This window comes from Thauera sp. 27 (assembly GCF_000310125.2).
Taxonomy (GTDB): domain Bacteria; phylum Pseudomonadota; class Gammaproteobacteria; order Burkholderiales; family Rhodocyclaceae; genus Thauera; species Thauera mechernichensis.
The window spans coordinates 1-11,673 of record NZ_AMXB01000069.1 but is presented as its reverse complement, the minus strand read 5'-3'; the positions used below and the strand labels follow the sequence as shown (position 1 = coordinate 11,673).

13 protein-coding genes are annotated in these 11,673 nt (G+C 67.7%); 7 read left to right on the top strand and 6 right to left on the bottom strand.

The annotated features are described in order from the left end of the window. The first annotated feature begins 334 nt into the window (after nt 1-334). The gene (locus B447_RS20875) at nt 335-754 is read left to right on the top strand and encodes a DUF4395 family protein (RefSeq protein ID WP_002927484.1); all 420 of its coding nucleotides are present in this window, start codon (nt 335-337) and stop codon (nt 752-754) included. 133 nt (nt 755-887) lie between these two features. Here the strand turns inward: B447_RS20875 and pqqE are convergent, their stop codons facing one another. The 6 genes from pqqE to nhaR form a co-directional block, all read right to left on the bottom strand. Next, nucleotides 888-2,042, bottom strand: a complete 1,155-nt coding sequence (pqqE, locus tag B447_RS20870; RefSeq protein WP_004248601.1) for a pyrroloquinoline quinone biosynthesis protein PqqE — start codon at nt 2,040-2,042, stop codon at nt 888-890. A 9-nt stretch (nt 2,043-2,051) separates the two neighbouring features. Continuing rightward, on the bottom strand, nt 2,052-2,333 hold the full coding sequence (pqqD, locus tag B447_RS20865; RefSeq protein ID WP_004248600.1) for a pyrroloquinoline quinone biosynthesis peptide chaperone PqqD: 282 nt from the start codon (nt 2,331-2,333) through the stop codon (nt 2,052-2,054). Further along, nucleotides 2,326-3,129, bottom strand: a complete 804-nt coding sequence (gene pqqC, locus B447_RS20860; RefSeq protein WP_004248599.1) for a pyrroloquinoline-quinone synthase PqqC — start codon at nt 3,127-3,129, stop codon at nt 2,326-2,328. Before pqqC ends, pqqD begins: the two co-directional genes overlap by 8 nt. Further along, complete coding sequence (gene pqqB, locus B447_RS20855; RefSeq protein ID WP_004248598.1) at nt 3,126-4,040, bottom strand: pyrroloquinoline quinone biosynthesis protein PqqB; 915 nt, start codon at nt 4,038-4,040, stop codon at nt 3,126-3,128. The genes pqqC and pqqB overlap by 4 nt, the downstream gene beginning before the upstream one ends. Before the next feature lie 122 nt (nt 4,041-4,162). Beyond that, nucleotides 4,163-4,237 (bottom strand): pyrroloquinoline quinone precursor peptide PqqA, encoded by a 75-nt coding sequence (gene pqqA, locus B447_RS22385; RefSeq protein WP_002927495.1) that lies wholly within the window; start codon nt 4,235-4,237, stop codon nt 4,163-4,165. 216 nt (nt 4,238-4,453) lie between these two features. Continuing rightward, nucleotides 4,454-5,467 (bottom strand): transcriptional activator NhaR, encoded by a 1,014-nt coding sequence (gene nhaR, locus B447_RS20850; protein WP_232431692.1) that lies wholly within the window; start codon nt 5,465-5,467, stop codon nt 4,454-4,456. A 36-nt stretch (nt 5,468-5,503) separates the two neighbouring features. On the opposite strand from nhaR, the gene B447_RS20845 reads away from it, so the two are divergent. From B447_RS20845 to B447_RS20820, 6 genes are all read left to right on the top strand, one after another. Continuing rightward, a complete protein-coding gene (locus B447_RS20845) occupies nt 5,504-6,061 on the top strand; it encodes a hypothetical protein (protein WP_004248596.1) in 558 nt (185 codons plus the stop codon). A 126-nt stretch (nt 6,062-6,187) separates the two neighbouring features. Further along, nucleotides 6,188-6,490, top strand: a complete 303-nt coding sequence (locus B447_RS20840) for a P-II family nitrogen regulator (protein ID WP_004248595.1) — start codon at nt 6,188-6,190, stop codon at nt 6,488-6,490. An 80-nt stretch (nt 6,491-6,570) separates the two neighbouring features. Then, nucleotides 6,571-7,560 carry a prolyl aminopeptidase gene (pip, locus tag B447_RS20835; protein WP_004248593.1) on the top strand — a complete coding sequence of 330 codons (990 nt, stop codon included), beginning with the start codon at nt 6,571-6,573 and terminating at the stop codon, nt 7,558-7,560. Between the two features lie 154 nt (nt 7,561-7,714). Beyond that, entirely contained in the window at nt 7,715-9,901 is a 2,187-nt protein-coding gene (locus B447_RS20830; RefSeq protein WP_004248588.1) for a TonB-dependent receptor family protein, read from the top strand. Between the two features lie 208 nt (nt 9,902-10,109). Further along, complete coding sequence (locus B447_RS20825; protein ID WP_004248585.1) at nt 10,110-10,718, top strand: LemA family protein; 609 nt, start codon at nt 10,110-10,112, stop codon at nt 10,716-10,718. Between the two features lie 13 nt (nt 10,719-10,731). Then, on the top strand, nt 10,732-11,673 hold a 942-nt coding region (locus B447_RS20820), incomplete at its 3' end, for a M48 family metalloprotease (RefSeq protein WP_002945764.1).

The following is an 11,673-nucleotide window of genomic DNA, read 5'->3' as shown; positions in this document are numbered from 1 at the left end:
GGCTCGCGCCGCTCCTACGGGAGAGCGCCGCGGTGCCTGTTCCCGCCGTAGGAGCGGCGCAAGCCGCGAGGGGTTGAAGGCGATGGGCGTCGGGCGGGTGCGATGAAAGGCTCGCGGCTGGCGCCGCTCCTGCAGAAGAGCGCGGCAGCGTTTGTTCCCGCCGTAGGAGCGGCGCGAGCCGCGAGGGGTTGAAGGCGATGGGCGTCGGGTGGGTACGATGAAAAGCGCGCGGCTGGCGCCGCTCCTACGGGAGAGCCCACCGCGGCGATGCCTTGATAAATCAGAATTCACTGATATACTTCATGACAACCCAACTTCCACTCGAGGACCTGTCATGCTGCGCTTCGACATCGCCCCCGTCTGCTCCAACGCCTATCGCTTCCAGGCCGCTGTCACCCTGGCGGTGAGCGCCATCTATTTCTTCACGCCCTACCAGTGGGTAGCGATCATCCTCGCGCTGGGCGGTGCACTGCGCGGCTTCGTGTCACCCCACAAGTGCCCGTCCTATCTCGCTTTCTCCGCCCTCACCCGCAAGCTGGGCATGGCCAAGCCGATCAACGCCGGGGCCAAGATGTTCGCCGACAAGCTGGTGGCGATCGCCGGCACGATCATGTTCGTCACCTGGCTGATGGGCTCTGAGATCGGCCTGATCCCGGCCGCCGTACTGATGGTGTTCGCCTTCATCGACCTCGTCAGCGGCTTCTGCGCCGCGTGCTGGGCCTACGCCATGTGGTACAAGGTGCGCGGCACCTGATCCGCTCCAGCGGCATCGCACACTGCATGAAGCAAAGCCCGGCCAACGTGCCGGGCTTTCTGCTTCTGCCGGCCAACACCGCAAGACAGGGCGCTAGGCCGGCATCCGCGCCAGGGGCTGGGCTGGACGGCGCTCACTTCATCCCGGCCAGCCCGGCAAGGCGCCGCCGCGACTCCTCAGGCCCGCGGAACACCAGCGGCTTCGCCACCACTGCAACCTCGCCGCGCTCGGCGCGCACCACGGCCTCCACCACCTTGTGGTGCGCGGGCGACTTGTCGCACACCGGGTCGGCTGCGGCGGGGTCGCCGGTGAGCATGAAGGCCTGGCAGCGGCAGCCACCGAGATCCTTTTCCTGCTCCGGGCAGCTGCGACAGGGCTCCTTCATCCAGCCCTTGCCCCGATAGCGGTTGAAGCCCTCGGAGTCGAACCAGATGCTGCGCACGTCCAGGTCGCGCACATTGGGGAAGGCAAGACCGGGCAGCATGCGCGCCGTGTGGCAAGGCAAGGCGGTGCCGTCGGGGGTGATGGTGAGGAAGACGTTGCCCCAGCCGTTCATGCACTTCTTGGGCCGCGTCTCGTGATAGTCGGGCACGACGAAGAAGATGCGGATGCGCTCGCCGTAGCGCTGGCGGCGCTCGTTGGTGACGCGCTCGGCGCGCTCGATCTGTTCGCGCGAGGGCAGCAGCTGGTCGCGGTTGAGCATCGCCCACGAGTAGTACTGGCTGTTGGCGAGCTCCAGGTACTCGGCGCCAAGCTCGACCGCCATGTCGATGATGCGGTCGATGTAGTCGATGTTGAGGCGGTGGATCACGCAGTTCATCACCATCGGCCAGCCGTGGTCCTTGATGGTGGCGGCCACCTTCTGCTTGAGCTCGAAGGTGCGGGTGTGCGACAGGAAGTCGTTGAGCTCCCTTGTCGAGTCCTGGAACGAGAGCTGGATGTGGTCGAGGCCGGCGTCCTTGAGCGCCCGCGCCCGCGCATCCGTGAGGCCGACGCCCGAAGTGAGCAGGTTGGTATAGAAGCCGAGCTTGTGCGCCTCCGCGACCAGCACCTCGAGGTCGTCGCGCAGCAGCGGCTCGCCGCCGGAGAAGCCGCACTGCACACTGCCGGCTGCGCGTGCCTCGCGCAGCACGCGCAGCCAGTCGTCGGTGCACAGTTCGTCCGGCGCATGGGCGAAATCGACCGGGTTGTAGCAGAACACGCAGTGCAGCGGACAGCGGTAGGTCAGTTCGGCCAGCAGCCACAGCGGCGGGCCGGGCTGGTGTTTAACGACTTCGGGCGCATTCATGGCCTCACCTCACACGTCGATCCACTGCTGCTTGCGCGCCAGCTCGAGAAAGGCAACAACGTCGGCTTCGAGCCCGGCGGTGGCGAAAGCCTGCTCCAGGTCGGCGACCACCTCGGCCACGCTGCGCACGCCGTCGCAGCGGCGCAGGATCTCGCCCGCGCTCTGGTTGAGCTTGACCATGCCTTCCGGGTAGAGCAGCACCCAGGCCTGCTGCACCTCTTCCCACTGCAGGCGGAAGCGCTTGGAGACGCGCGGCGTGGCGGTCGCGCCGATCGCCGAGGTGTCACTCATCGCGCGCCCCCTTGCGCGGACCCACGATCGCCACCTTGCACTGACTCAGCATGATCGCGTCGGCCATCGCCCACAGCACGTCGAGCTTGAACTGCAGGATGTCGAGCGCGCGCTGCTGCATCGCCCGGCTCTGGCTGAAGTAGTCGAGCGTGAAGCGCAGGCCGTGCTCGACGTCGCGCCGCGCCTGGGTGAGGCGGTTGCGGAAGTACTGCAGGCCGGCGGTGTCCACCCAGGGGTAGTGCGTGGGCCAGGTGTCCAGGCGCTGCTGGTGGATGTGCGGCGCGAAGAGCTCGGTGAGGCTGGAGGCCACCGCTTCCTGCCATGGGCGCTGGCGGGCGAAGTTGATGTAGGCGTCGACCGCGAAGCGGGTTGCCGGCGCGACGAAGCGCAGCGAGGTGACGTCGTCGCGGCTGAGGCCGGTGGCTTCGCCGAGCCGGACCCAGGCCTCGATGCCACCGGGGTCCTTGACGTCGCCGATCTCGAAGCCGTCGTGATCGAGGATGCGCTGGATCCATTCACGGCGGATCGCGCGGTCGGGGCAGTTGGACAGGATGGCAGCGTCCTTCACCGGGATCGAGATCTGGTAGTAGAAGCGATTGGCCACCCAGCCCTGGAGCTGTTCGCGGGTAAGCTTGCCCTCGGCCATCATGACGTGGAAGGGATGGTAGATGTGGTAGCTCGTGCCCTTCTCGCGCAGCAGGGCCTCGAACTCTTCGGGAGACCATGGCGGCTGATCGCCGGTACTGGTGATCAGCGCCGCGGTATGTTCGATGCTCGATTGTTCGATGTAGCTCACAGCGCGATCTCCATGCCGTCGAAGGCGACCTCGATGCCGTGCGCAGCCAGTTCGGCGCGCTCGCGGCTGTCCTCGTCGAGGATCGGGTTGGTGTTGTTGATGTGGATCAGCACCTTGCGCGTAGTCGCCGGCAGCCTGTCCAGCCACTCGAGCATGCCGCCGGGGCCGGATTGCGGCAGGTGGCCCATGGCGCGCGAGGTCTTCTGCGAGGCGCCAAGGCGGATCATCTCGTCGTCGGTCCACAGCGTGCCGTCGACCAGCACGCAATCGGCAGCCTGCATGGCGGCCCACACGTGGGGCTCCATCTCGCCCAGGCCGGGGGCGTAGAACAGCCGCTTGCCGCTCGCCGCATCGACCAGGGTAACGCCGATGTTGTCGCCCGCCTGCGGGCAGTCGCGGTGTGGCGAGTACGGTGGCGCGTTGCTGGTCAGCGCCAGGGCCTCGAAGCCGAGCCCGGGCGCGCCGTCGATGGCGAAGCGCGTCTGCAGCGGCAGCTCGCGCCAGGCGATGCCGCTGTAATGGCCGAGCACGCCGAACACCGGGTTGCCCACCGACAGGTCCTCGCGTACGCAGGCGGTGCACCACACCGGCCATGGCTTGCGGTGCTCGCGCAGCATGTAGAGGCCGGTGGTGTGGTCGATCTGGGCGTCGATCAACACGATCGCGGCGATGCCGGTGTCGCGCAGCGCACGCGCCGGTTGCAGCGCGGGAAAGCTGCGGATCTGCTGCAGCACGTCGGGGGATGCGTTGAACAGCACCCAGTTCTCGTCGTCGCCACTGACGGCGATCGACGACTGGGTGCGGGCCTGGGCGCGGATGCGGCCCTTGCGCAGGCCGTCGCAATTGGGACAGTTGCAATTCCACTGCGGGAAGCCGCCACCGGCGGCGGAACCGAGCACGCGGATCTTCATCGGTTCTCCTCGGGCCCACGCGCTGGCCGGGTCGACCCGTGCGGGCCATGCACGCACAGGGCGCGCACGCAAAAAGGGCGACACGGCGCTGGGACACGCACCGTGTCGCCCCGGATCACGCCTTAGCGGTTGGCGATGTACATGGTGATTTCAAAGCCGAAGCGCATGTCGCTGGCTGCGGGGGTTTCCCATTTCATGGTCGTCTCCTGTCTCGTCTCTGGGTGGGATCGGCACCGCTTGTCGGCACCGCCGACCGGTCAGCCGGCCGTGTGAGTAAGATTGGCTGGACGAGGAATAATTCGCATCACGAAAGTGCGGAAGCTGGCCTCATGAAAATCTTGAGCCCCCCTCGCCTCGAGTCCCTCGCGCTGCGGGCGGTTCAGGCCCCGGGGGCATTTCGTTGCTCCGTCTGCCTACGTAGCGGGTGGCACGAACAGTGCCGTGCGTGCAGCCTCGAGGACGGCACGTACTGCGGGTTGCTTGACGTGGCGTTCGGTGCTGATCAGCCAGAACGCTTCGCGCACCTGCTCCACCCGCCCCACCTCCCTGACGCCATAGCGGGCGCCGATCTCTTCCGAGAGGATCGCAGGTGCCGGGAAGAAGCCTTCTCCCGCCTGGGCAAAGGCCTTCATCAGCGCACTGTCGTCAAACTCCCCGACCACCTGCGGCGACAGGCGTGCTTCGCCCAGCCAGCGCTCGATCTCGCTGCGAACCGCCGCATTCGGCCCCGGGAGCAGGAGCGGAGCCCCGTGCAGGCAACCCGGGAAGGTTCCGCAGCGATCCGCCAGGGCCGGAGCGGCCAGGAAGGAGACGGCGCTCTCGCCCAGTTTGTGGCTATGGCAGCGGACCGAAAGCCCCGCCGGCATGGGACGGTCAGCCAGCACCATATCCAGGCGATGCAGCGCCAGTTCGCCAAGCAGCCAGTCGATCTGCCCTTCGCGACAGATCAGCCGGACCGGCTCGGAGAGCGCCTTCAGCGAAGCCAGCAGCTGACGGGTGAGCGATTTGGGCACGACCACAGAGACGCCGACCCTGAAGGCGGGCAGCGCGCGGCAAGAGTGCGCGCGCAGCGACGAGAGCATTTCATCGCCCAGGGCGAACATTTCGTCGGCAAACGAGAGGGCGATCCGCCCCGCTTCGGTCAGTTCGAGCCCGCGGCCCGCCGGGCGCAGCAGAGGCACCCCCACCTCCTCTTCGAACAGGTTGATCTGGGCGCTGACCGTCTGCGGCGTCAGATGCAGGCGCTTCGCTGCGCTAGCGACGCTGCCGGTATGGGCGACGGTCCAGAAATAGCGGAGGTGTTTGAGGTTCATGAGCGTAAAGGATTCGTAAAAATCTGCGCGTTCATAAATATTAATCGACTTTATCTGATTGATTGAGCTTGTCAGAATTTCCGGCAGGAAGGCGACGACCCATCCCAGGGTCATCCAGGGCCGAGAGCAACGACAGGAGGGCGTACGTCAATGGACTGTGCTGTACACGAAAGCGCCGTAGCAGCTTCGACTCATCGAAGAAGTGACGCCGCGCTGCTGAGCGCACCGGAGGAACTGGAATGCCTGCGCCACGAGCTGACCGGCTTGCTGTCGGTCCTCGGCAGCCGCAAGCCCTCGGTCCGCATGCACGATGCCCTGCTCGGCCTGTGGATCGACTCGCAGGGGCACGCGGGCATGCCTGACATGCGGATGTGCAAGGTGCAGCCCGCTGGCGGTCCCGACCTGCGCATGGTCGAGGCGATCAGCGTCGATGGCGTCTGGATGCTTTTCCATCTGGACCAGAGGACAGACGGGCCATCGCGCGCTGATCTGCTTGCACGCGTGCTGGAAGCATTCGGGCACGATGAGCATCGCGGCACGAGCGGGCGCTTCGTCCCGATATTCTGCGCCGATGCTCAGCCCACCGAGGTGCAGCAGGAAATGGAGCACCTGAGGCGCCTGCATGGCGATCTGACGCTGGCACCTCGACGCCCCGACCTCTCACCCTGGCACGGACGAACCGACATCCGGGCACGCCACGCGGCCTGACGAACTGGCGTCCGCACCGATCCCACCCTGTTCCCGCCGCCGGCCTCGCGGTAGTATCCCACCCAGGGTTGCGGGCCTTGCCCCTGCCCTGACCGCGGAGCCCTTTCCAGACTCGAGACCGAACCGATGAACCGCCACGTGCGCAAGCTGCTGACCATCGTCACCGAGGCCGCCCTCGAAAACCTGCTCGTCAAGGACCTGGAGCGTCTCGGCGCCCATGGCTATACGGTCAGCGATGCCCGCGGCAAGGGCGCCAGAGGGGCACGCACCTCGGCCTGGGACACGAGCAGCAACATCCGCATCGAAGTGGTGTGCGACGAAGCGACCGCCGATACCATTGCTGCCCACCTGCAGGCCCACTACTACGACAACTACGCCATGATCCTCTTCATGGCAGACGTGACGGTAATGCGGCCGGAGAAGTTCTGACCGGCTCCGGCAGGGTGATCGCAGCGGCCGCTGTGACGTCCTGCGCGCGCGCCCAGCCATACCGATCACACCGAGCAGCCTTGCCGCCAGACACCCCGCTCTTCGCGCCCTTGCCGCCCCTTGCCCAAGGCGTGCTCGACGTCGGCGACGGTCATCGCCTGTACTTCGAACGCTGCGGCCATGCCGAAGGCCTGCCCGTACTGTTCCTGCACGGCGGACCAGGGAGCGGCTGCAGCCCTCGCCAGCGCCAGCTCTTCGACCCTGCGCGCTTCCATGTCGTGCTCTTCGACCAGCGCGGCTGCGGGCGCAGCACACCGCGCGGCGACTGCCATGCCAACACGACCCGCGAGTTGGTCGAGGACATCGAGCGCCTGCGCTTGCACCTTGGGATCGAGCGCTGGCTGGTCTTTGGCGGCTCGTGGGGAGCCGCACTCGCCCTGGCCTACTGCAGCGCGCATCCGCAAGCCTGCCTGGGCGCCATCCTGCGCGGCAGCTTTCTCTGCGGGCAGGCCGACCTCGACTGGTTCTTCGGCGCGGAAGGCGTGGGTGCAATCTGCGCCGAGGCCTGGTCAGCGCTGTGCGCAGCCCTGCCCGAGGCGGCCGAAGGGCGCGCCCTCGCCGCTCTGTGTGCGGCGCTGGGTGGCCCCGACACGCAGGCCGCTGCCCGTGCGGCGCTGGCCTGGGCGGCATGGGAGAACGCCGTGATCGCGCCGGGGCAAGCGCCCCCCGCGCCACCCGCGCGCGACGATGCCGCCATCAGGGCACTGATCGACAAATACCGCGTGCAGGCACACTACCTCGCCCACCGCTGCTTCCTCGACGAGGACGGCGTGCTCGAGGCCGCTCGCCGCATCACCGCCATGCCCACTGCGCTGATCCATGGCCGGCTCGATCTGGTGTGCCGCGCGCGCAACGCGCTGCGCCTGCACCGTGCCCTGCCGGGCAGCCGCCTGCGCCTGGTCGACGGCGCTGGCCACAGCCCGTTCGAGCCGGCAATGGCGGCGGCACTGATCGGGGCCCTCGAGCACTTTGCCGTCCATGGCGACTTCAGCCACTGGCGCGCGGACTGAGGCGATGCCGCCACTTTTACGCTGCACACCGGGCACGTGTGGAGCGAGCGGCTAATGATTTTCTGTAGGTGGCGCTCGGGCTTGCCATGAGGCGGGCGCTGCCGGCCATCGGCGAGAATCGGGGTCAAGCCAAGACCCGCAAAGGACTCCGACCGTGACCGCCACACCCCGCGCCGTGAGCGCCCCTGCCCCCCGACCCATCGCCCGCCTGCTTCGCCTCGGCATTCCGGGCGCCTTGGCGGGCTTCGCCTGCGTAGCCGGCGCGCAAGACGCAGCAACGGCCGATCAGAGCGCCGTCACGCTCAATCCGGTCGTGGTCACCGGTAGCCGGGTCGAGACCAACAGTTTCGATCTGCCCTTCTCGGTCGATGCGGTCGACATGCGCGCCAACCAGGCGGGCAACCTCGGCGTGAATGCCTCGGAGGCACTGGCCGGCGTACCCGGCCTGGTCATCCAGAATCGTCAGAACTACGCCCAGGACCTGCAGATATCGGTGCGCGGCTTCGGTGCCCGCGCCGCTTTCGGCGTGCGCGGCGTCAAGCTGATCGCCGACGGCATCCCCGCCAGCAACCCGGACGGCCAGGGCCAGGCCGCCACCTTCAACCTCGACACCGCCGAACGCATCGAAGTGATGCGCGGCCCCTTCTCCACCGTGTACGGCAACCACGCGGGCGGTGTCATCCAGCTCTTCTCGCGCACCGGCGAAGGCGCACCGCGCATGCGCGCCAGCGTGCTCGGCGGCAGCTGGGGCACGACCAAGATCGGCGTCGGCCTGGAGGGCGAGCAGTCCGGCGTCGGCTTCATCGTCGATGCCTCGCGCTTCGACACCGATGGCTACCGCGACCACAGCAAGACCCGGCGCGACCAGGGCTTTGCCAAGCTCAGCTTCCGCCCGGACGAGGACAGCACGCTGACGCTGGTGGCGAACGGCCTGCGCCAGCCCGACACCCAGGACCCGCTGGGGGTGACGTGGGCAAGCTACCAGCGCAATCCGCGTGCGGTCGAAGACGTGGCCAAGCAGTACAACACGCGCAAGAGCATCCACCACCTGCAGGGTGGCGCAACCTACGAACGCCGCTTCGGCGAGGACAGGCTGCAGCTTTCGGCCTACACCGGGCGGCGCAGCGTCACGCAGTATCAGTCGATTCCGCGGATTGTGCAGATTCCAACGGCAGACAATCCCGAACGCGCCCGCCACGCCGGCGGCGTGGTCGATTTCGACCGCGATTTCTACGGTCTCGGCGCACGCTGGATCGCCCAGCGCAGCCTCGGCGACGGCGAACTGACCCTCACCGTCGGCCTCGACTACGACCGCTCGGAGGACGACCGCCGCGGTTACGAGAACTTCATCGGCACCACCCTCGGCGTCAAGGGCAATCTGCGCCGCAAGGAAATCGACACCATCACCAGCACGGACCCCTATATCCAGGCCCTGTGGAAGCAGGGCCCCTGGCAGTGGTCGGCGGGCGTCCGCCACTCGCGGGTGGCGTTCAAGGTCGACGACCGCTACATCGTGGGCATCAACGGCGACGACAGCGGCAGCGCGCGCTACAGCGAGACCACGCCGGCCCTTGGCGTGGTCTATGCACTGAGTCCGGTCACGAACGTCTATGCCAGCGCCGGCCTGGGCTTCGAGACGCCCACCCTCAACGAGCTCTCCTACTCACCGGCTGACGGTTCCTTCAACCTCGGCCTGAAGCCCTCCACCAGCCGGCAAGCCGAACTGGGCATCAAGACCTTCGTCGGCGACTCGACGCGCGTCAATGCCGCCGTGTTCAGGATCGAGACCGAAGATGAGATCGTCGTTGCGGGCTCGAGCGGCGGGCGTACGACCTTCAAGAATGCCGGCAAGACCTTGCGCCAGGGCCTGGAGATGGCGCTCGAGTCCGAACTCGCGCACAACTTGACGGCACGCGCCTCATTCACCTATCTGAAAGCCGAGTACGACGAGGCCTTCACCACCCGGATCGGGATGGCCGACGTCACGATCCCGGCCGGAAACCGCCTGCCGGGCATTCCCAAGCTCAGCGCCTATGCCGAACTCGCCTGGAAACCGATCGAAGCGGTCACGCTCGCGGGCGAACTGATTTACCGCGACAAACTCGAAGTGCATGACCGCAACATCGACAGAGCGGCACCCAGCTACACCTTGTTCAACCTGCGGCTCTCGGCGGAACAGCAACAGGGCCCATGGACGTTTGGCCAGCTGCTCCGCATCGACAACGTGTTCGACCGCAAGCACGTCGGCTCGGTCATCGTCGGCGACAGCAACGGCCGCTACTACGAGCCCGGCCCCGAGCGCAGCTGGTACGCGGGGGCGAGCGCAAGCTACCACTTCTGATTTCAGCGGTGTGGGGGGGTCCCTGCGCCACCACCTTCAAGAGCTCGCGGCTGGTGCCGCTCCTACAGCGGGCGACGTGCGTGACGGCTTCCCGTAGGAGCGGCGCCAGCCGCGAGGGGTTGAAGGCGATGTGCCTTGGGAGCATGAGCACCCGCACGCAGTCACGGCCGGAATTCTGGCAGGATACCGGCTCAAGGAGGGCAAGCTCATGGAATGGATCATCCTCGCGCTGGTGGCCGGTGTCATCGGCTACGGCATCGTCATCTACAACGGCCTGGTGGCGCTGCGCAACCGGGTCAGGAACGCCTTCTCGCAGATCGACGTGCAGCTGCAGCGGCGCTACGACCTGATCCCCAACCTGGTCGAGACCGCCAAGGGCTACATGGCGCACGAGCGCGAGACGCTGGAGGCGGTGATCGCGGCGCGCAACCGCGCCCACTCCGCCGCCCAGCGCGCGGCGGGCACCTCGGGCGCTGACGCTGGCGCACTGGGTGCCGGCGCGGTCGGCGAGCTGGCGAGCGCCGAAGCCGCACTGGGCGGGATGCTCACCCGCTTCTTTGCCCTCGCCGAGGCTTATCCCGACCTCAAGGCCAACCAGAACATGGCGCAGCTGCAGGAAGAGCTGGCCAGCACCGAGAACCGCATCGCCTTCGCCCGCCAGGCCTACAACGATGCGGTCATGACCTACAACACGCGACGCGAGCAGTTCCCCGACAGCATCGTTGCCAACAGCTTCAACTTCACGGCCGCCGAACTCTGGCAGCTGGAGAACGCCGAGGCGCGCCAGGCGCCGCGGGTAAGCTTCGGCAACCGCTGAGCCCGGCGGGGCGATGGACTTCTTCGCCGAACAGGACCGCGCACGCCGCGCCGGGCGCTGGCTGCTGCTCGGCTTCGGCTGCGCGCTGGCCGCGTGCATCGTGCTGGTCTATCTCGCGCTGCTGCCGATGACCGCAGGCGAGTACGGCGAGGAGATCGCCCTGTGGCAGCCCGGCCTGTTCCTGATCGTCGCGCTGGCGGTAGGGGGCGTCATCGGCGGGGGCTCGGCCTGGAAGGTCGCCGCGCTGGCCGCTGGCGGCGGCGAGGCGGTGGCACGCACGCTGGGTGGGCGGCTGGTGGCACGCAATACCACGGATGCGGCCGAGCGCCGGCTGATCAACCTCGCCGACGAGATGGCGATTGCTGCCGGTATTCCGGCGCCACCGGTGTATGTGCTGGAGGACGAGACCGCGATCAACGCCTTTGCAGCCGGCGACCATCCGCGCGCGGCAGTGGTGGCGGTCACACGCGGCGCACTCGACCGCCTCACCCGCGACGAGCTTCAGGGCGTGATCGCCCACGAGTTCAGCCACATCCTCAATGGCGACATGCGACTCAACATGCGCCTCGTGGGGGTACTGCACGGGCTCTTCATGCTCGCCGGTGCCGGGCGCGTGCTACTGCGCAGCGGCGGCGGACGCAGCTCGGGCAAGGACAAGAATGGCCTCGTCGTGCTCGGCCTGGTGCTGGTGGTGGCCGGCTATCTCACCGGGCTTGCCGGCCGCCTGGTGCGTGCCGCAGTGTCCCGCCAGCGTGAATTCCTGGCCGATGCCTCGGCGGTGCAATTCACACGCAACCCGCAAGGCCTGCTGGGCGCCCTGCACAAGGTGGCGCAGCAGGCCAGCGGCCTGGCGCACGGCCAGGGCGAGGCGGTGAGCCACATGCTGTTCGACGGCCGCAGCAGCGCCAGCGCCCTGCGCAGCGCGGGCGGCCTGCTCGCCACCCACCCGCCGCTG